Origin of the sequence: Bacteroides muris (ex Afrizal et al. 2022), from assembly GCF_004793475.1 — a bacterium.
Taxonomy (GTDB): Bacteria; Bacteroidota; Bacteroidia; order Bacteroidales; family Bacteroidaceae; genus Bacteroides; species Bacteroides muris.
In genome coordinates this window covers 1-21,369 of the sequence record NZ_SRYZ01000013.1, presented here as the reverse complement: position 1 = coordinate 21,369, position 21,369 = coordinate 1, and the positions used below count along the sequence as shown (strand labels likewise).

The following is a 21,369-nucleotide window of genomic DNA, read 5'->3' as shown; positions in this document are numbered from 1 at the left end:
CAATCTGCGTAATTCGTGTTGAGTGTATATTCTGACACGTGCCCGATAAGTCTTCGCGTATCATTTTACCGGAATGTCATGCAAGGACATTCTATCCGATTATCCGGGAAATGCGATGCCGCAAGGCATAATTATCCCAACGGATTCTCGCCTTGGTCACCGTCATTGCCGCCGTCGGGATTGCCGCCGGAAGAATTGCCGCCATTGGCAAGTTTCTCTATATCCGTCCAGTCCACATCTACATCCACCATAGAGCGGGTGGTTATCTGCTTGCTGCTACTGCGTTTCACTTCGGGAATAAAACGTACCCGTATGCCATTAATCTGTGCGGAATTTACTTCAGCAGACGTGGCTACGCCTTTCTTGTTCGTGGCGGTGGTATAATAGAAAGTACCTACCCCTTCAATCTTCACGGTACGTCCCATAGCCATATAGTCGGCCATTACGCCTCCCAGGTTCTTCAGCACGGCATACGTGTCACCGCGGGTAACGGTAGAGAGCAAGGAGAGCTTGTCCGCCACCTTGTCCGTAGCAATAGGCGTACCGATGGTAATTGCTTTCGGATACCACAAATCGTTCAGCTTCGATTGGAATTTCTTGTAAAATGCCATAATAATAATGTTTTAAATGATTAATAATATATAGTTGATTTCTCTTGTCTCACCCGAGAAGCAGAAGTCTTCACCGCGAGGCCTCAGCGATTCAGCCCTCTGCTTTTCTCAAATTCGATGTCGCAAAGTTAGGGTGGAAAAGAAGGGAAAACAAGGAAATGGCATCTACAATCTGTTTTCATAAATCACTAATAAACAAGCTTTTGCAAAACAGTCATCTCTACAAGGGGAAGAGAAATACAAGAGGAACATGGCAGCAATCTCTACAAGCGAGAGGCGCAAATGGCTGATAATGAGACATGACTTTCTAATGAATCTCTACAACAACCGTCAAAGCCGTTCTTCGTTCTACCCTCATGTCACGCCCCTTTCGTTTAAAGGAACAGATTTTATCCGCATATTTTACCATCTGTGACTCTCGTCAACGGAGTTTCCTCCCACCCCCTCCAGAACACCTTCCGGGAGGGGGTACAATGAGTCAGGGAGTGAAAGGCATTCAGTCCCTGAGTGAAAGGCTTTCAGTCCCTGACTGAATCAGGTTCCTTCAATGAGCGAAACGGAAAACTTCCGCAAACGAAGTTTTTCTGAAGATATTTGTAAAAAAAAGCACAATTATCCGCATGGAAGATAAAGCTTCCAATGTCTTTTTCCCCCTACTCTACTTCTCCGAACGCCCTTCGGAAATCTCTGCCCGAGGGCAACTGGAACACCTGCAAGTCGAATTCGGGGATAATCGCCAGCACATGGTCGAAGACATCGGCCTGCACTCCCTCGTATGGCACCCAGTCTTTCAGGGCACAGAAGAAATAAAGCTCCATCGGAATGCCGTGGTCGGTAGGCTGTAGCTGGCGCACCATGCAGGTCAGCTCTTGGTTTACGTCGGGAAGACTTTTCAGATAAGCCGTCAGATAGGCACGAAACACACCCAGATTGGTCTGGCGGCGTCCGTTGACAAGGATGGAATTATCAATGCCGTTTTCCGCATTGTACTTTTCAATCACTACTTCCGTCTGTTCCACATAATCTTTCAGCAGTTGTATCTTGCGATATTTCGCCAGCATCTCCGGTGTGCAGAAGCGGACACTGGTCATGTCGATATTGATGCTGCGCTTCACACGCCGCCCGCCACTCTCGAGCATGCCGCGCCAGTTCTGGAAGGAGTCGCTGACAAGCAGGTAAGGAGGGATGGTGGTGATGGTATTGTCCCAGTTGCGCACTTTCACGGTGTTCAGTGTCACTTCTATCACCGTGCCGTCGGCACCATACTTGGGCATGGCAATCCAGTCGCCCACCTTCAGCATGTCGTTTGCCGAAAGCTGCACGCCGGAGACAAAGCCCATAATGGAATCCTTGAACACCAGCATCAGGATGGCAGCCGAAGCACCCAGTCCGGCAAGCAGCGAAAGCGGGTCGCGGTCTATCAGCTCGCCCACAACCACAATGCCGCCCACCAGCCACAGAATGACCTGCATGGTCTGCAACATCCCCTTCAGGGGGCGGTCGCGGAACTGCTCTCTCTCGCTGTACACACAGTAAACGGCTTTCAGGAAAGAGTTGACGAAGCTCAGGAATGTTATGATAATGTAAATAAGGCAGATGCGACGGATGAAATCCATCGTGGAGGAGGTGGACTCGGCAAATGCCACCGGAACAAATATATAGATGATGATGGGAGCCACCATACGGCTGAGGTGCACCATCACTTTGCGGTCGAACACGATGTCATCCCACGTAGCCTTGGTCTTCTTCACCAGTTGCGCCACTACCTTCAACAGAATCTTCCGGCACAAGGCATCTGCCAGAAAAGCGATGGCAAGTACCAGTGCAAAGGCAATGAACGAGTCGAGCATGTCGGCACTGGAAGGGGATATGCCCCAAGAAATCAAAATATCGTCTATTTTCTTCAGTATTTCCATAATGTAGCCTCTCCCCCCGGCCCCTCCCCCGCAGGGATAGAGGGACGGGGGATACTTTTATTGTGTATCAACTATTATTCTATTCTCTCTTTATGCCGTTCTCCCTTCCTTCTCTCCCTACAGAGTCGGGAGAGAGGCTTAGGAACTCCTGTATATCTTCCTTTAACCACTGATAAAGATAAAGGTTCTTGTAGCCGCTGTTTTTTTTCAGCATCACGGACACATTGACCTGGCTGTTCTCATAACCCGCCAGTTCGTTGCGGAACTGTTCGTCATGCCCTGCCAGGCGCTTTATCTCCTGCTCGCGCTCGCGACGCAAGACGGTACATACCGGGATGAGGAGTTTCAGCACCACATAGTCCATGATATGATGCCCCTGGATATAGAGATAGGTATTGTCCGGAGTCAGTCCCAGACGTTCCAGTTCCGTCCCCAGTTGCTCCACCCGGTCGATATGATGCGGAAAACGGGTTTGCAGTTCGGACAGCTTCGCCGATACCGTCTTTTGCATCTCCTCCAGACTGCGGTAAGGATGGCGCAGGTTTATCTCCTGCAGGCGCACGCAGACGTTGAAGTCGTACATCGGGAAGGTATGCGTGTCGTGCCGGCGATAGAACCAGATATTCCACAGAAACAACGGATAGGCAATCTGCGAATAACGCTTCAGGAAAGCGGAAAAGTCCAGAATATGCCGGTCGTTCAGCGTTGCCTGCACACAGACCTCATGCAGGCTGTCGGCAAAGCAGTGAAAGTTCTCGATGGCATAACCGTACGTCTGGAAGATATAGGGACTCTTGTTTATCTTATGCGATACTTTGGTGGCACCTTGAAGCAGGAAGTCGTAGTCGCTGTCTACACACGCTATCAGGCTGCGCCCCAGTTCCGATGTGTTCAACGTATTCATCAGCACCATCTTCTTGCCCTTTGTCAGAGAGGTGGCAGACGGAAGCATCACCTGGAAATAGCGTTCCTCATTCTCGAACTCGGACAACAGTGTCCGCCAGAAAGCGATGTCGTCATAGCTCTCCACATAGGCCACTATGCGCCTGCGTGCACTCTTGGGAGACAACTTGCGGGCGGCATCCAGATAGGCGGAAGTCAGGTTATGTTTTAAAGAAGTAGACACTTTTGCAGGGATTAGGGATTAAGGATGAGGGACTAAGGATGATATCTCGCTGACTTCGGTGACGGCATCCAGCCAGCCCTCCATGATAACGGCAGGCGAATGGGTGGTGAGGATAAGCTGCACATTGGGATTCAGATTGCGTATCATGCCGATGAGCTTCTGCTGCCATTCGATGTGCAGGGAGGCTTCCGGCTCGTCCATAAACAGCACGCAGTGGTCATCGTCACGCACCAGCACAGTCAGCAGGATGACCAGCATCTGCTTCTCGCCCGAAGACAGTTTGTAGGGCAGCAGGCGTTCACCGTTCTGATAGAAAACGATGTCATTGCTTTTACGGTCTATCTTCTTATGGGTATAGCTGAAAAGCTCGTCAATCATATCCTGGAATTTCCGCTTGGGAAGAGAAAGGGAAGGAGCCAGGCTGCGCTGTTCTTCGTCACCGCTAAGCAATTCTATCATTTTGTTGCCGATGTTCACCTGATAGTCCAGATAACGGCGCTGGAGCAGATAGAGCTGCCAGTCCAGTTCCGACTTCACGTTGGCATCGGCCATGCGTGCCGTAAAGTCGCCCATGATGAGGGGGCGGTCGTAGCTACGGATTACATCATAGGGAATAAAGGTGGCGGCGGAATTGTCGAAGTAGACGCGTACCCCGTTCTTCTCGTCACTCTTCACTTCACCCGATGTCTGTTCCAGATAGTTGACCGAACGGTTCAGGATAGTGGTCTTCCCCACTCCGTTGATGCCGGAAAGAATATTGACGTCAGGACGCAGGTCCCAGGCAATATCGTACCGATGCCACAATCCGTGTATTTCGATACGCTTGATGTAATTGGCTTGTACTTCCATGGTTTCTTGCTTTAACTAAAAGCAAATATACACGATAATCTCTTATTTCCACGCCCATGAACCAGAAAAATCATATCATGAAAAATTTTCTCTTTTCAGAAAATAGTCGTTCTTTTGCACCCGCAAAGAACAAAAGAGTATGAACAAGAACATTCAAGGGCATCTGTTCGCCCTTGCCGCAAATATCTTATGGGGCCTGATGGCACCTATAGGTAAGTCGGCTCTGGTGGAGTTTTCCGCATTGTCAGTAACCACATTCCGTATGGTAGGCGCAGCCGCCTGCTTCTGGCTCCTCTCCTTGTTCTGCAAACGCGAGCAGGTAGACCACCGGGACATGCTGAAGATATTTTTCGCCGCACTCTTCGCCTTGGTATTCAACCAGGGCGTTTATATCTTCGGCCTCTCCATGACTTCGCCCATAGACGCCTCCATCGTCACAACCATGCTGCCTATCGTCACCATGATAGTGGCTGCAATCTATCTGAAAGAGCCGGTCACCGACAAGAAAGTACTGGGTATCTTCGTGGGGGCCATGGGAGCATTTATACTCATCATGAGCAGCCAGACCACCGGTGCCGGCAATGGCAGCCTCATCGGAGACCTTCTCTGCCTGCTCGCTCAAATCAGCTTCTCCATTTATCTGACCGTATTCAAGGGGCTGTCGCAGAAATACTCTCCCATCACCCTGAACAAGTGGATGTTTGTCTATGCCTCCATGTGCTACATCCCGTTCTCTTACCACGACGTTGCTGCCATAGAATGGAGCAATGTCTCCACAGCCGCCCTGCTGCAAGCGGGATATGTGGTTGTGGGAGGAAGCTTCCTTGCCTATATCTTCATAATGAGTGCACAAAGGTTGCTGCGTCCCACGGTAGTGAGCATGTACAACTACATGCAACCCATCGTGGCCTCAACCGTTGCCATCGTCCTAGGATTGGGGGTGTTCAATCCGGAAAAGGGGATAGCCATAGCCTTGGTATTCCTGGGGGTATACATCGTGACACAAAGCAAGTCGCGCAAGGATTTCGAGAAAGAAGGGAAAGAACCATAATGATGAGATATGTCAAGTACTTAACAAACAGATTTATATTATTCACTTAAAACAAAAGGAAAATGAAAAAGATTACCTTGTTTTTATTTATGATGCTCGCTGCAATGGCGGTAAAAGCACAAGTTTATGCAGGAGGAAGCCTTGGCTTCTGGTATGACAACGGAGATGATGGCGGAATTGAAACCACAACATTCACCATTTCTCCCGAAATAGGTTACAACCTCAACTCCAAGTGGGCAATAGGTGTGGCACTCGGTTTCTCTCACATAACCGCCAGCGACGAAACCAAAATAAAGACTACCGGATTTGCCATCGCACCCTACGCACGTTTTTCTTTCTACGAAAACAAGATGGTACGCTTGTTCATTGACGGCGGCTTTGGATTCTCGACCGTAAACAGTGATGTGACAAAGACGATAGACGGCATTGAAGTAGGTTTCAAACCCGGCATTGCCCTAAAGCTGAACGAACACTTCAGCCTAGTCGGCAAGGTGGGATTCTTAGGATATCGGGATGACTATATATCCGGTGCCGACGGACAAGGATTGCTATTGAGCAGTGAAGATTTGTCTTTGGGATTCCACTATGAGTTCTAATCCACTCCCTTCTTCTTGTTTTTATCCCTTTCGCAATTCCGCGAAACAGATACCCAGCAGATTCTTGGAGACACAAAGGAAGTCAGGTTGCCTTGCAGCACCTGGCTTTCTTTATCAACCAGTATCGCCTCAATCTTCGGACTTTCCCTGACTACGCTCCACCATGATGACTCACAGTGTTCCGGCACGCACCCGGCTCAGAGACTCGGGAGTCATTAACAGATAAGATGCCATGTGGTTGACTGAGGCACGCCGGGCTATCTCCGGATAGTCCCTGACGAAACGCGCATACCGCTCACGTGAGGTTTCGAAACGCCAAGAGTCAGCTTTATATTGGGAAAGCATTAAAGACCCCTCCAGCAAATGACGAAGCAGACGGGCTATATGCAGATAGCGCTCAGAGAGTTCGACCAGCCCTGCATACGAAATGCTCCAGATGACGCCTTCCTCCAGAGATTCCAGCTGAAGGCAATTACGGCGTCCGGTGAAAAGGCTGACGATGCACATAGCGCCGTCACCGTCGCAGGCAAAGTTCTCGGTAATGTCCCGGCCTTCTTTGAAATAGAACTGGCGAAGCAGTCCTTTCTCTACGAAAACAATATCCCTGGCTATATCTTTCTCACTAATCAACAGCTCTCCTTTGTGCACCTCACGGCGTACAAACAAACCGGCAATGAGCTCCAGCTCCTCGGAAGGGAGTTCATGAAGGCGGTGGGTAAACCGCCGCGCCACTTCCATGTTGTTTTCCTTAGTCATCGATATAGGGAAAGGGATAATGCCCTTATTTCTTCAGTTCTGCAAAATAAGTGTCCAGCAAGTTCTTGGCAGCTACAAAAGAAGTCAAGTTGCCTTGCAGCACTTGGGTTTCCTCGCCAGTCAGCATCGCTTCAATCTGCGGATTATGATAGAAGCTGTCGCGCAGCTGTTCGTTGATAGTCTCATACATCCAGTATTTGCTTTGTTCGTTGCGGCGGTATTCAAAGTAGCCGTTCTCTTTCACAAAGTCAATGTATTTGTAGACCATATCCCACACTTCTTTCACACCAAGATTATAGAACCCGGAATAAGTCAGCACTTGAGGAGTCCAACCGCTCTCCGGAGCCGGGAAGAGGTGCAGTGCGTTACGGAACTGCGTTGCTGCCAGCCTGGCCCGCTCCAGATTGTCGCCATCAGCCTTATTAATGACAATACCATCGGCCATTTCCATGATGCCTCGCTTGATGCCTTGCAACTCATCACCCGTACCCGCCAGCTGTATCAGCAGGAAGAAGTCTACCATGGAATGTACGGCAGTCTCGCTCTGCCCCACCCCTACCGTCTCTACAAATATCTTGTCGAAACCGGCAGCCTCACAAAGCACAATCGTTTCACGCGTCTTGCGTGCCACACCACCCAGCGAACCGGCAGAGGGACTGGGACGTATAAAGGACTTGGGATGGACGGAGAGTTTCTCCATACGCGTCTTATCACCGAGAATACTGCCTTTGCTGCGTTCGCTGCTCGGGTCAATGGCAAGAACGGCCAATTTGCCACCGTGTTCCTCCAGTACATGCAAGCCAAATACATCAATAGAGGTACTCTTACCAGCACCGGGCACACCGCTGATACCCACACGGACAGAGCTGCCCGAATAGGGCAAACACTTCTCTATCACCTCCTGCGCCAAAGCCTGGTGCTCCGGTTTCACACTCTCCACCAGCGTCACAGCCTGGCTGAGTACCGTAACATCACCTTTCACTATACCCTCCACATAGTCTGATACGGACAGTTCACGCTTCTTCCGTCTGGGACGGTTCTTCAAGTAAGGATTGACCGATGAAGGCTGCTCAATGCCTGCATTGACAACCAAGCCTTTATATGCTTCATTATTTTCGGGATGTTCCATAATTTAATGCGCTAATATGGTTAATGTGCTAATATGCTAATGCAGGCCATGTGCCAATGTGATAAATGCGTTAATAGGCTTTTAGGATAATTGCGACTATCTCCATTAGCACATTTCCCACATTAGCACATTACTTTATATTGATTTCAACTTTCGGCTGCATAGGGTCATTGGTAATCATCAGCAGGCGCAGATGACGACGCTTCTTACCTATATTCTTTTTCATTACCGTTACCCGCAGGCGGGTGCTTTCGCCGGGTTGCAATACACTCTTCTTGAGGTTAACTCCCACTGCCGAGTGGAATACCTGAAGCTTGTTTATCTGTAAAGGAGAACGCCCGGTATTGGTAATGGTGATATCTTGATGTGCTTTTGACTTCTTGGCCAATATCGCACTCATATCAACCTCTTTGGCAGAAAGGCTGATGGCAGGAGCATTTGCCTTCTCCACTTCCGTCATTCCGGAGAAATCCGGCAGAAGAATGGCAGAAACGGGAATCTCGTTTTCATCGCCCACCTTGTCACCGGAAAAGCGAGAAAGATAAACCGACGCTTGAGTCAGTCCAAGGTCAGTCAGTCTTTCCGAATTCAATTTAAGTGTAATCACTCCTCTTTCTCCCTTTTGCAAGACATTGGGCTCTACTTTAGTCTGCAAATAAGGGGGCAGATGCATCAGTACCGGTTCATAAGGACGGTCGGAAAGATTGACCACGCCGATATGAATCACCTGCTGCTCACCATGCTGAATATCTGGGAAGTCGAGACTGTTCTTGTCAATACGTATCTGACCGATAAGAAAAGGATGTGTCTTGGTGAAATCCTTGATTTCCCGAACAACCTCTCCATTGAATTTCAAATAGACCAGATTGGGCTGCGCATTGCTGTAAATGGCCACGGATTTCTGGAAATGTCCCAATGCTTCGGCATCGAAAGTCACATTCACCATTCCTTTTGCTCCCGGTGCAATGGGCGTTTTTGTCCACTGTACCACGGAGCAGGCGCAATCCGGCTCTACTTCTGTAAGCACCAAAGGCTGGTCACCCGTATTGGTGATGGTATATTGCACAGTCACGGGATGCTTCCATTCTATCTGGCCGAAGTCGTGCATCTCTGTATTCGAAGTAAAACGCGCTTGTGCTACGGCAGCCAATACCACACTTACAAGCACATATAAAGTTATCAATATCCGCTTCATCTATTTTTCTTAATATCAAGGTTTCCTAATTCTGCTGCTCTCATTGAGAAACTGTTTTGATTTTATTTCAGCTTCCTTCTGAGGAAACATGAAAAAAGAAAAACAAAACAGTTTCTCAATATTAGTCGGACAAAAATAGGTGTTTTTAGCGAGAGTACCTAAAATAGCGTGGCGCAATTTACTGAAATTGCGCCACGCAGTCATCTTTATCAACAAATCAGATAATGATGAAAAAGTTTCATTTTTTCCGGTATCGAGCCCCTCGCTCCCCCGGTGTGAGAAAAATGCCCTGCACAGAAGAGACCGGGAGAGAGAAGGGTAAGGCCGAAAGGGAAGTTGTGTGAAGACATATTTACACCTTAACACTAATCACACTGATTGACCACGATATCACCTCCCGCCGAATGCGAGGCATACTCCGGAGCATATGCACACTGTATAGTGGCCAGCCCCGTTTCGTATGTTCCGCCACGGGATATGCGATAACTGTGCTCCAAGACATAAACGCCTTTGCCCAAATGGTCGAAGAAGAAATTGGTTGCGGCATCTTCCACTTCTGCATAATAACCGAGGCCATTACTCCAACAATAACCGGAAAGCGAACCTATAGGTTCAAAGCAGGCACCCCGCTGGTCTTTCAACTGAACAAAATCCATAGCACGGTCTAAGCGAATAGTCAAACGGGCCACCACCTTATCACCGACAGACAACCGGGTTCCTTCTGCAACCGGCTGCAAGGACTTGCTGCCTCCGGCCGATATACGTTCCACATAAAGTTTCTTCTCTACATTCAATTCACAGCCCTGCTGCTTTACATCGGATATGGGTGACAGATACTGAGCATAAACAGCTCCCCAGGCAATGCCTGCATCCCGTTTCTCTACTGTGACGGTTTTAGCTTTCAGCTCCGGACTTCCTTGGGCGAAGGTTTCCTTGACATAACCCAGTCCCGGGATTGCCGTCTTTGCAGGCGACAATGTTTCCACAACTTTATCACCTAACGTAATACGTACGTCTCCCCGGCTTTCCAGCAGATTAGTGCCCTGACAAAGCAATGCATAAACAGCATCAGCCGTTGCAACCGGAGAATTCCAGCCGGCAGTCTGCTTCTGTTTCAGCAGCCAGAGCTTCATTTCCTCCACCAAAGCATCGTTGCCACCTGCCATGCGCAAAGCTTCCATTACTTCCACGTGGGCAGGGATGGGAAGCATACCCCAGTTGTATGGATTTGCATGGAAAGCAAAGTATGCGCCCATTTCATCCGTTTGTACCAGATGTTCCTTGAGGGAAGCAATGAATTCATTCGCCTCGGCTGTACGCCCTGCAGCTTTCAGAATGATGGCAGACTGTGCCTTGCTACTCATTGTTCCATCTTTAAGATTGGCACCTACTTTTGATAGGAAATAGCGGTAAGCCGCTTGATTGTCTACCGGCACTTGTTCGCCGCTAAGGGCTATCAGATACAGATATGTCATTGCCGATTCGGAATTGGCAGTAATTCTGGCGCCATTTTTTTCGGCTTTACGAATATTGCGATACTCTTCCAAAGCCTGCCGGTTCAAATAGCCGAAAGCTTTCTGCCGCATGGCGGCAACTTCTTCAGGCAGTTCATTCTTCGTCAGCAAAGGAAGACGAACAAGCAATCCTGTAATATAGCCGGTTATATAGCGACTGCCGGACATTCCTTTATACCAGCTCCATCCACCGTCTTCACCCTGCAATTCTTTCAATTTGGTAAAAGCGGAAAGATTGCGGTTATTCAGTTGGTTGATATCGAACAGCATGGCAATACGTGCCTGCTGTTCAGCCTCAGTAGTAGCTTCCAATACCCACGGAGACTCGCTGAGCAGGATATTCTTCACACCCTGATTCTTCTCCAACCGGCTGAGGAAGGTTTCTTTCGTGCCACCGACAGTCTGCCAACTGTCAAATACAGTCTTAATCCGTGGCTGGCTGTTGGCAATGAAGCCCGCCAGACTATTGGCATACCAAGCGGTAGCCCAAGAAATGGCATTATCATTGCCAGGCAGGCTCAATGCCGGCAAAGCCTGCACGGCATACCAAGCCGGATTCCCGGTGAATTCCACAGTCAGACGACGGTCTGTTGCTGTACGGCTATTACGATTGAAAAGACTGTCTAATGAGAACGTACGGGTCTCCTCGCCGCGGATAGGCATAGCAAGCGTTTCCGTAATATACTCCTTATTGCTTAATACGGGCAACAGATGCTGCTCTCCATCGCTGAACGTACCTCCATCGGCAACCATACGAACACCAAGCAAGTCATAGCGGTCGGACACTTCAAAATGGAAGTTGACGGCAGTATTTCTTCCCGCTTCTACCGAGAATTTCCGGTGCTGGGTAGCAATAACTTTCTCCGTCATAGGGTCGAACAACGTCAATACTGCCGTTCCTTTCATCGCTTTACCCGTCAGATTGGCTATTGTTCCTACTATCTGCGTTTTATCTCCAACGCGGACAAACCGAGGCATATTCGCAGTCAGCATAAACTCCTTGGCAGTTACAACGGAAGCATCCAACATCCCGGTTAGCATATCCTTGGTATGCGAGTAGCCACGGAAATTCCAACGAGTCAGGCTCTGCGGCATCGTAAAGGAAAACGCAAGCTCCCCTTGTTCGTTGGTACGGAGTTGAGGATAAAAAAAGGCTGTTTCGGCAAAGTTGACGCGAAGCCCCTCAATAGGTTGCAAGGCCTCGCCAACCGGTATCGTTTCCGATTCAAAAACAACATCTTCCACTGCGTCTTCCGCTACTTGCGCAGGAGCATATTTCACCTCAACAGCATTCCCGGATTCTTTTTTGGCAGCAAGCATCGGTTGGTTGGCACCTTGTATTCTAAAATTACCGGTCAATGAGCTATTCCGGGTAGTCCCATATCCTACAACGCTTACTTCTTCCAAAAGCGCAGTTTCTTCTACCATCACTATCTGCATCCTTCCATCCATATAAGGAGAACAGAAGCGGTCGAACGACCACACCGGAACCCTCCAAGCCTTCAACGGGAAATAAATGGAGAAGCGATTGCTATTATAACGGCTCGCACCACGGAATGCTCCATACAGATTATCCGGATAGAAGACCCGTAGTATCTGGTCACTCTTATAAATCTTATCCAGTGAAGCGTCGTACATCGTAGCCAACATCTCAGCCGCAGCAGGCATGCCTTGAGGCGTCTTTATGACGAGCTTCCATTCTTCCTCCTGTCCGGGACGCAAACGGTCACGGAACACTTCCCATTTCATGTCAAGAGCACGTTCCGGCTGCCGCTTCTTCAATTCAACCTGATGACTGTACATCTCACCATCTTTCACAAAACTGAAAAGAATGACGACTCCCTTGCCATATGCTTCCTTATAAGGGAATTCCATACGGATAATGGTATCATCCAACCGCAACACACGGCTTTCAACGCGTTTTCTATCACAAAATACATCCATCAGCACGTATGCGTCCCGATAAGAAGTTCCCAAAAGGAAAGCGGCAGGATGCTGTTCGTCAAATTGTTCATTTTCTTTATAATAGAAGAAATCGGTAAACGTAGCCGGACGTTTGTCACTCTTTGAAAAGAGCATGAAAGCATCACCGCCATAATCTCCATTGTTTTCTTCACGGCTTAAGCTGTCACGCACGGAAAGCTCCAGACGATAACTGCCTGAAGGCAGTTTACCCCAAGCAGAGAAATCCTGAAGTCGACCGGGCGTGAAAACACCTTCCAATACAGGTTGTTTCGAATCAACTCCCATCTTTCTATCATTCTTCACCCTATCTTGCTCTACAAATGAATAAAGCCGATAGTGGCCTTCAATGTCTTGAGAAACATCCATCATATTATTCACCCCAAAAGTGAAGAACATGCTATCTTCCTTGCAGACATATCGGGGCAGGCGGACATCAAAGGAATATGCCTTAGGACCTGCCAACAAGTTATACGAAGCAGTTTGCGTCTCACCGGCCTCATCCGTTACCACAGCCTCCACATGATAGGTGTACACGCCCCCGTAACTGTTTGTATCACCGGCCGGAACATCCAAAGTCAAGGGTATGGAAAAATCCCCGTTGACATCCAACTGTATGGTGTCAGACAGTAACGGTTTATCAGCATTGCTCCAATAACCGGGTCTCGGATTCCGGCGGGTCACCGTATATGCCAATGGCACTTCCTGCACCATCATGCCATTGAAAGCCTTGACATTTCCTTTCAGCACCACCTTGTCGCCCAGCCGATATGCTTCCGAAACCGGAGTGAAAGCAATCTCGAACATAGGTCGCTTGTACTCCTCTACCCTAAAAGCAACGGTAGACTGAGGTTCTTTGGTCCGTATGCTGAACATGCCATTCAGGCAAGCAGTCGGAAGTACAAACTCCGTAGCAAAAGAGCCGAAATCATTGGTCCTCACTTTCCTGGTGGCAAGTTCCTTGCGGTTGACATCCAACAAGACAAGCTCATAATCCACCCCTTGCAGTATATGGGCACTATCACTGTTCTGTTTGTAGGCTATTCCTTTTACATGAACAGTCTGCCCGGGGCGATAAAGCGAACGGTCTGTCAGCAATGTCATCTGCCTCCAATCAGCATCCTGAATACCGTAATAAGGATGATTCATATAAATGTTCTGCGGCTTCATGGCTGTATCTCCGCCTTTACGCGCCACATAGCTTCGGATTCCGTCCTGCCAAGGCAACACAGCTCTCCCCCCAGTATCAGTCAATACCTCTGCCATCACTTTTCTGTTCTTCTCATCGTATGAAGAATAGAAACTTACCTTAGCATCAGCAACCGGCTGTCCGCTACAGGCATCCAATGTAACCACTTCCATACGGCCGTCACCCAAATCCAATGTCAGCACCTTGAAGCGGGTAGATACCAAAAACTTATCATCCGTACGGGCTGTTTCTGTATCGGGTACTATTTGAAGAATATAGACTCCTGTTTCCTGAGGCATCATGAACTTGCACACAGTGTCCGAGGCAAGATAAGGAACATCTTCAGGCAATTTATCCTTGCCTGGCAACGGCTTTAAGCCAAAATGCGTGGAAGAAAGCTTCCGGGCATACTTTCTATAAGTATCTTTATTTATACCATGGTTCATCCAAGGTACCTCACCTAAAGTTGTGGCATATAGGTTGAGAGTGAAGCCCCCGACATTCCGATAATGCAGCCTCATATCCACCGAATCACCGGGATAACCGCTTTCATTCATACTTAGAATGAGTTCAGGCTGTAAAATCTGTTCACGGATATTCTTCAACTCATTGATACGCTTATAGGCAGGATAGCGCTTCAAGCCTTCTTCACAGACTTTTAGAGCCTCATCAGCGCGTTTCGGTTCCAAACGGCGTAGGTAGTTGGCTTTATGAATGTAAACCTCGGCACAAACTTCTCGTGAGCCGTATTCCTTTATCAATTTATCCAACACCTCAAGATACTCCCGCTCAGCCTTTTCCTGACGCATTTGGAAAGTGGAATAAGGCTGCCGACTGATACCACCGGCCAGCTTCCAGCTCCAATAATCAAGAGAACAGAGCAACAGGGCATCTTCTGAACCGGCACGGTGGCGATAAGCATTCATCATACCCTGATAGATTCTTTCGATACGGATCTGTACCAAAGAATCCACATTGAAACCATCCAGTTGCCGATAAGCATCCACGGCACGGCTCACCAATAAATGGTACATATCGTGCCCATAGAACCGGCTGCCGTCTTCCAACACCACAAAAGGTACATATTTTTCCGCAGATGTATCGAGCAAGCGGATGGAGTCCTGCAAGGATGCACAGTTATACCTATCTATCTTGTCTACAAACTGACTGATACTCCACTCACGGATATCTTCCGGAACCTCGTCAACATCCAGCAGAGTACGCGACAGCAAGACACGGCGATTCTTCCGCATCAAACCAGCATATTCATATGCCAACAAAGAGTGCAGAATAGCCTTGTTCACCGGATTCCTCTCCGATTGCGCCCAAGATTCCATATATTTCAGACTGGAGTAAAGGCTGTCCGGAGTCACCCCCTTTTGATAAGTCTCCCTGCAAATGTAGGCTTTCAACATTTGCGGAGCATTCTGCTCCTGCCTGCCTTTCCGATAGATTTCATCAGCCAGTTTTATCACTGTTTGAGGCAGGCTTTTCTTTTGAGCCTGCTCCACCTGCTTCCACCACTTATCATACGTCTGCGCATACGATGCCGAAGCGCCCAATGTAACCAGCAGCAACAATATGCTACAAGTTCTTTGAATTACTCTCATAATTATTCGTTTGTTAGTCTTTGTATTAATAACAAAGGAAGTGAATAAAGTTCAAAAAAATGTACTTTCGGATATAAAAAATCTTATTCTGCTCCTACAAAAAACAAGGGATATGTTTCGAAAACATATCCCTTGTTCTATACTTGAATGTTAGTGTACTCACATCTGAAGGCTATAATACCTCATTGCCTCCATCCAATTCTTACCAGCTACGGCAAGAATGTGCTTAAATGAATTTGCAATCTTCTTTTTCATAATCTTAAAAAATTAAACCAATACCTCAAAACTAAAATTCAATACTTCAAAAGGGGAAAATACTTAAAGCATTACGTAACCCCAAATGTTCTTATCGGCCTCACCGACATGCTTAAAAAAACTCTTTAACATTTTCATTTTGTTATCCTCCTAAAATCAATCTTGTTATCCTTAAAAAATCTACTAGTTTTCTATTGTTTTCATGTTTTACAACACAAAAATAAGACCTTTGTTCAAGACGGCAAGTAATAAATTAGAGAAAAACATGTTTCATAACACATTTATTGATTTAAGTCAATTTTCAGGGAGCAAGGAGACAAACCATCGCAGACAAAAAAGGCAGGATGCTTATAAAACACCCTGCCCTTATTCATTATATAAAGCATTCTCTACTTTTCAGGAGTCTGTTCCAGCGTAGCCACCAAGAAATCATAGAACTTGGCAACAGTAGGAATCAACGCACGCTCATCCGGTGAATGAGGAGAACGCAAAGTAGGACCGAAAGAAATCATATCAAGTCCCGGACAAGCAGCACCGATGATGCCACATTCCAAACCAGCATGAATCACCTTCACCGCGGGTTCCACACCAAATTGCTGCTTATAGGACACCTTCATGGCATGCAGGATGGGAGAATCCACATTGGGCTGCCAACCTGAATAGCTGCCGCTCAACTCCACCTTCATACCTGCCATGGCGAAACAAGATGTCAAGCTGTCGGCCAGAAAATCCTTCATCGTGTCGCAAGAGCTGCGAGCCAGAATCTTGATGGCCACCTTACCGCCGTCAATGGTCACAATGGCCAAGTTGGATGAAGTCTCCACCGTATCGGGCACGGTAGGTATCATGCGCATCACACCGTTCTGACAAGCCATCAAGACATTAATCATGTTGTCCTGAATCTCTTCCGGCACAATGGCGGCAGGAAGTTCCACCTCCTCTATCTGCAACAGAATGCCACTTTCGATGGAAGCATATTCTTCGTTGAGCTGCGCCTCGTATTCCTTGATATACTCTTCCAGCCCCTCTGTGTCTTCGGGGTTGAACACCAATACGGCATGTGCTTCACGAGGGATAGCATTACGCATATTTCCACCCTCGAAATTAGCCAACTGCGAGTCGAACTCAATCAGCAGGTCGTGAACGATACGCGCCAGCAGCTTATTGGCATTGCCGCGTCCTTGGTTTATTTCCAGTCCTGAGTGACCGCCGCGCAATCCTTTTAGCGTAATCTTGCGTGCCGTCAGGTCGGCAGCAGGAGTTTCTTCCTTGTATTCCAGCGTAGCCGTGATGTCAATACCACCGGCACAACCGATATAGAGTTCGCCCTCGTCCTCAGAATCAAGGTTCAGCAGAATCTGCCCTTGCATAGTTCCGGGTTTCAGGCCGAACGCGCCATACATTCCCGTTTCTTCATCTTTGGTAATCAAAGCTTCCAGCGGGCCATGCTTCAAATTACCGTCTTCGAGCACCGCCATGATGGCAGCCACTCCCAAGCCATTGTCCGCTCCCAGCGTGGTTCCTTTGGCTTTCACCCAATCGCCGTCAATATAGGTTTCGATGGGGTCTTCGGTAAAGTTGTGTATGGTATCGTTGTTTTTCTGAGGCACCATGTCCATGTGTGCCTGCAAAATAACTCCTTTGCGGTTCTCCATGCCCGGAGTGGCAGGCTTACGGATAATTACATTGCCGGCTTCGTCGACAAATGATTCCAGACCCAACCCTTTTCCAAAGTCAATAAGAAATTCGGTAATTTTTTCCATATACCCTGACGGACGAGGAATCCGAGTCAGTGAATAAAAGTGCTTCCATACATTCTGTGGAGCTAATTGTAGGATTGTATTCATAATATCAAGAATTAATTTTCGCAAATATAGCGTTTATCTTCCAAATCACGAAGCGGAACGAACTCCGTTTTGAAAAGTTCTCCTCATGACATCCTGCCAATATCCGGCAAGACACCCGCATTTACCGCTTCGCAAAAAAACATCACAACCGGGCAATCTCTTCGGTAGTCAGCTTGGTAGCTTGGATGATGGCTTCCGGAGCCAGCCCCATGGCTTTGAGGTTGCGGGCTATTTCCAGACTGCGTTTCCGGAAGCCTTCGGCGATACCTTCAGCACGACCCTCAGCAAGGCCTTCCGCGCGACCCTCGACGATACCCTCTGCACGCCCCTCCGCGCGACCCTCAGCACGACCTTCCGCTCTGCCTTCCATCAATCCTTCCAACTTGGCAGAATCGAGCACATCGTTTTGTATCATGATGGCACTAAGATGTTCGTCGTAGGCATTACGGTCTTGTGCGGACATGGAGTAATATTTCAGCTTTTCGCGAGCTTCCCCCAAGCCGGGAGCATTCGTGTCGGAACGGATGATTCCGTTTTTAAGATACTCCATCCACTCTTCCAGCGGGGTGGTGGCTACTTCGTTGAACTGGTTGACACGGATAAGGATATACTCGGGAAATATCTCGGACGGCATACGGGTGACAATGGCATCTTTCTCCTTAGTGCTGATGCGCAACCGGTCTTTGGTGTGCACACCGATAAAGGTGTTCTGACCGTGATACAGATAGTCGTCACCCTGACCGATGTCGAAGTAGAGGATGCTGATGGAGTAGATTTTCTTCACCTGATAATAACGTTCTCCCAAGGAGATGTGCTCGGTGATGGCCTTCACCACGCCATAAAGAATGCGCTCCAGGTAGTATAATTCGCGGGTGTTCTGAATCTCGATGATGATGATTTCACCCTTGCTGTTCTTGGCTTTGATGTCTACCCGGTTGAACTTGTCATCGGCAGCCTGCTGGTTACCCTCGCTCTCCAGTATCTCGTCGACGGTCACTTTCTCGCCAAGGAAGACGGTGAGGAATCCTTCCAATACATCGAAATTGGCTTTCTGACGGAGCAGGCGCTTGATGGCCCAGTCGAAACGAATGTACTTGTCTTGCATTTCTTCGGATATGGCTGTGAAGTTTTATTGAGTTTCTATTTGTACACAAAAATAAGAGATAGTTGACACATTTACAAAGAAAAAGCAGAAAAAAGGATGAGGCAGGCAGTGAACCTCTAAGTGAGACCGGTAGTTTTTAATGATTCCATCTACGGTATGCAGAACAGCAGTATTTGTTTGGCACCGGGGAATCCTGCCCTTCCCCAGTGCCAAACAAACTGGAATAAAGATATACAAAGAAACCTGTCGTTCAGAAGACAAAGTCGGTCACATACGGCTCTTCTGCGAATCACCCGCACCCGTGCCCTTGTATTTGATCTTTGCAGCATTTAGCTTATAACGGACTGTTAAACTGACACATCGGCTGTTGGGGGCGTTGAACATCCGAATGGTACGCACTTTGCCGGAATATAGCATCCCGTTCTGCTTTTGCGTATCAAAAATATCATCAGCCTGCAGCAGGAAACTCAACCGACCTTTCAGAATTGCCTTGTATAAACTGGCATTCATCATCCAGGTGTCGTCCATCAAACGGGTGTTCTGCATTTCTCCGGTACTCATCCATCGTACACCCACACTCAACTGAAAGTCACCGGGCAAATTCAGACTGTTCTCCCAATTCAGCATCACCAGCGGATTGTCCAGCCGGACAGTTCCTCCTGGAGCTTCCAACTCCATCCATTGCTTGTTGATACTGACCGTCCACGCAGGCGACCAGATACCGATAGAAGGAGAAGCCGTTGCAGAAGCAAACAACATATCGTATGCCTGTGCATTCTTCTGGCTCACCAAAGCGATAATAGGTTCATCGTCCGAGTAGGGTTCACTCGTATTGAAAATATCATCTTTCACATGCTGATAGCCTAATTGTCCCGTCAGCCAACGCCAGGATACGCCCAAACCGACCGAATGGGTCAACACGGGGCGAAGCAATGGGTTGCCTCCCTCGTAAGTATATTGATTGATATAAGACACCTGACTGCTCAGCTGTGAATAAAAAGACCGACGAATTTCCGACCGGTATTGCAACATAAACCGCGTACTTCCGACCGGAAGAAGCAGCGTGGCCGAAGGAAACAAATTGTGGTACACCTTGCTTTGGTCGGATCTCCGTTCTCGATTGACGTAATAATTAAAGTCATCATACTCGTAGCGTATCCCCACCTGTGCATTGACTTTTCCCAACTGTCGGCTAAACTCCGCAAAAGCCGAAGCATTGTTCACCCTGATTTTATCCAGATTATCTTCAAGGATACCTTCATTATTCCGGTAGTCCATAGTCCGGTTTATATGACCGTCTTCCGCTCCCAATACCAAACTTCCTCCCCACACAGGGCGAGTCCACGTCATCTTGGCAGCATAAAACCGATAATCCGTATCACTGGCAGTAGTCACAGTGCGTCGGGACACCTCTTTGGCAGCATCCGCAGTCTGTTCTTCAACCTTGGTTTCAGCCTCTGCCGACTGCCAAATGGCATTTCCGTCAAAATCGACACTCCAACCACCAACTTTTCCCCTATAATAAAAATCGAGTGCATGACGCATATTCTCCGAGCTCCCCCGAGAATCGTTCACAGACGACTCATAAGGCATATCATCCCGGACAACATCCGTACCCACTGTCATATAATCTCTGGCATAGGGACGCTTCGTAGTCCGATAGGTCACACCCAGCGAATGATTGTCATCCAGCACATAATTCATTCCAAGACTACCCGTCAACGAATGTGTCCGACTGTTGGCATCCGTCCGGCTCTCCTGAGTCCAATGTTTGTCCAAATAAGTGTCCTGAACCGCCTGATGAGCCTTCCAATAATAACTGTCTGAATAGAACAACAGTCCGAAGAGGTCGAACTTCCCCTTACGGTAATTGAAGTTGAATTGCTCCAGCCATCCCGCCTTCTTGGTATATTCGGCTTTGGTACGGCTGTTAAAACCAAAACCCTCACCCTGCGCCTTCTTGGTCTGGATGCGTATCACCGCCTTCACCGATGCATCATAACGTCCACCGGGATTCGTCACCACTTCTACGTTCCGGATGTTCCCGCTGGCCAATTGATCCAGTTCCGAGGCATCGCGCACCTTCCGCCCATTGATATAAACCTCCGGAGTTCCCCTGCCCAACACTTTCAGTCCATCGCCATCGTCCACCACGCCGGGTGTCTTGCGCAGAACGTCGTTCGCTGTACCGGCACTTGCCAAGCTGCTGTTCTGCACCTGTGTCACCATAGCGTCACCCTTCAGGCTCGTCTTGGGCAGATGGCCTTCACTACAACCTCATCCAGTAGCCGGGTGTCGGCTTCCAGTATCAAGTCCAAGGTATCTCCAGCCTTGCACCCCCGATACAAAGTGGCATAACCTACGCTCGACACTTTCAACAAGCCTTTATGTTCTTGCACCGACAGACGGAAATTACCATCCGCACCACTCACCGCACCCGTCACGAAGGCCGAGTCGGGCAACGAAAACAATACGATGTTGGCAAATTCCACCGGACTTCCTTGCCGGTCCGTCACTTTGCCTGTCAGAGTCTGTCCTGCCGCCATGGTTGCGGCAAAAAGAAACAGAAATAAAAATGAGAGTCTGTTATTCATATATTTTTTATAATAAGTAACTAATCAAAATTAAGCAGCATAATGGCTAAAGTTAATATTCAGT

The 21,369-nt window shown here is 48.2% G+C and carries 15 protein-coding genes and 1 pseudogene; 3 read left to right on the top strand and 13 right to left on the bottom strand.

Annotated features, from left to right (window positions below):
• Positions 1-131: 131 nt before the first annotated feature.
• The gene (locus E5355_RS07705; protein ID WP_136009872.1) at positions 132-611 is read right to left on the bottom strand and encodes an HU family DNA-binding protein; all 480 of its coding nucleotides are present in this window, start codon (positions 609-611) and stop codon (positions 132-134) included.
• A gap of 250 nt (positions 612-861) precedes the next feature.
• Between E5355_RS07705 and E5355_RS19380 the strand changes: the two genes are divergently transcribed.
• A complete protein-coding gene (locus E5355_RS19380) occupies positions 862-1,026 on the top strand; it encodes a hypothetical protein (protein WP_168354292.1) in 165 nt (54 codons plus the stop codon).
• Between the two features lie 238 nt (positions 1,027-1,264).
• On the opposite strand, the gene E5355_RS07695 is transcribed toward E5355_RS19380, so the two are convergent.
• The 3 genes from E5355_RS07695 to E5355_RS07685 all read right to left on the bottom strand — a co-directional run bounded on the left by E5355_RS07695 (position 1,265) and on the right by E5355_RS07685 (position 4,502).
• Positions 1,265-2,527: a mechanosensitive ion channel family protein gene (locus tag E5355_RS07695; protein WP_168354291.1), complete on the bottom strand. Its 1,263-nt coding sequence runs from the start codon at positions 2,525-2,527 to the stop codon at positions 1,265-1,267.
• A 79-nt stretch (positions 2,528-2,606) separates the two neighbouring features.
• A complete protein-coding gene (locus E5355_RS07690; RefSeq protein WP_136009869.1) occupies positions 2,607-3,653 on the bottom strand; it encodes a DUF4435 domain-containing protein in 1,047 nt (348 codons plus the stop codon).
• A gap of 18 nt (positions 3,654-3,671) precedes the next feature.
• Positions 3,672-4,502 carry an AAA family ATPase gene (locus tag E5355_RS07685; RefSeq protein WP_136009868.1) on the bottom strand — a complete coding sequence of 277 codons (831 nt, stop codon included), beginning with the start codon at positions 4,500-4,502 and terminating at the stop codon, positions 3,672-3,674.
• A gap of 139 nt (positions 4,503-4,641) precedes the next feature.
• On the opposite strand from E5355_RS07685, the gene E5355_RS07680 reads away from it, so the two are divergent.
• On the top strand, positions 4,642-5,553 hold the full coding sequence (locus E5355_RS07680; protein WP_136009867.1) for a DMT family transporter: 912 nt from the start codon (positions 4,642-4,644) through the stop codon (positions 5,551-5,553).
• 62 nt (positions 5,554-5,615) lie between these two features.
• Complete coding sequence (locus E5355_RS07675; RefSeq protein ID WP_136009866.1) at positions 5,616-6,149, top strand: outer membrane beta-barrel protein; 534 nt, start codon at positions 5,616-5,618, stop codon at positions 6,147-6,149.
• Positions 6,150-6,170: 21 nt separating this feature from the next.
• Here E5355_RS07675 and E5355_RS20310 read toward each other — a convergent pair.
• The 9 genes and pseudogenes from E5355_RS20310 to E5355_RS07635 all read right to left on the bottom strand — a co-directional run.
• A pseudogene (locus tag E5355_RS20310) lies at positions 6,171-6,292 on the bottom strand (methylmalonyl Co-A mutase-associated GTPase MeaB); the annotation flags it as partial.
• Positions 6,293-6,320: 28 nt separating this feature from the next.
• Positions 6,321-6,905: a Crp/Fnr family transcriptional regulator gene (locus E5355_RS07670; RefSeq protein ID WP_136009865.1), complete on the bottom strand. Its 585-nt coding sequence runs from the start codon at positions 6,903-6,905 to the stop codon at positions 6,321-6,323.
• Positions 6,906-6,930: 25 nt separating this feature from the next.
• Positions 6,931-8,034 carry a methylmalonyl Co-A mutase-associated GTPase MeaB gene (gene meaB / locus E5355_RS07665; protein ID WP_136009864.1) on the bottom strand — a complete coding sequence of 368 codons (1,104 nt, stop codon included), beginning with the start codon at positions 8,032-8,034 and terminating at the stop codon, positions 6,931-6,933.
• 130 nt (positions 8,035-8,164) lie between these two features.
• Complete coding sequence (locus tag E5355_RS07660) at positions 8,165-9,229, bottom strand: DUF1573 domain-containing protein (RefSeq protein WP_136009863.1); 1,065 nt, start codon at positions 9,227-9,229, stop codon at positions 8,165-8,167.
• A 365-nt stretch (positions 9,230-9,594) separates the two neighbouring features.
• On the bottom strand, positions 9,595-15,504 hold the full coding sequence (locus E5355_RS07655; protein WP_136009862.1) for an alpha-2-macroglobulin family protein: 5,910 nt from the start codon (positions 15,502-15,504) through the stop codon (positions 9,595-9,597).
• 644 nt (positions 15,505-16,148) lie between these two features.
• Complete coding sequence (locus tag E5355_RS07650) at positions 16,149-17,606, bottom strand: aminoacyl-histidine dipeptidase (protein ID WP_136009861.1); 1,458 nt, start codon at positions 17,604-17,606, stop codon at positions 16,149-16,151.
• Positions 17,607-17,748: 142 nt separating this feature from the next.
• Positions 17,749-18,711 carry an Rpn family recombination-promoting nuclease/putative transposase gene (locus E5355_RS07645; RefSeq protein ID WP_136009860.1) on the bottom strand — a complete coding sequence of 321 codons (963 nt, stop codon included), beginning with the start codon at positions 18,709-18,711 and terminating at the stop codon, positions 17,749-17,751.
• Between the two features lie 267 nt (positions 18,712-18,978).
• Complete coding sequence (locus E5355_RS07640; protein ID WP_136009859.1) at positions 18,979-20,940, bottom strand: outer membrane beta-barrel protein; 1,962 nt, start codon at positions 20,938-20,940, stop codon at positions 18,979-18,981.
• Between the two features lie 11 nt (positions 20,941-20,951).
• Positions 20,952-21,305: a carboxypeptidase-like regulatory domain-containing protein gene (locus E5355_RS07635; RefSeq protein ID WP_136009858.1), complete on the bottom strand. Its 354-nt coding sequence runs from the start codon at positions 21,303-21,305 to the stop codon at positions 20,952-20,954.
• Positions 21,306-21,369: the final 64 nt, after the last annotated feature.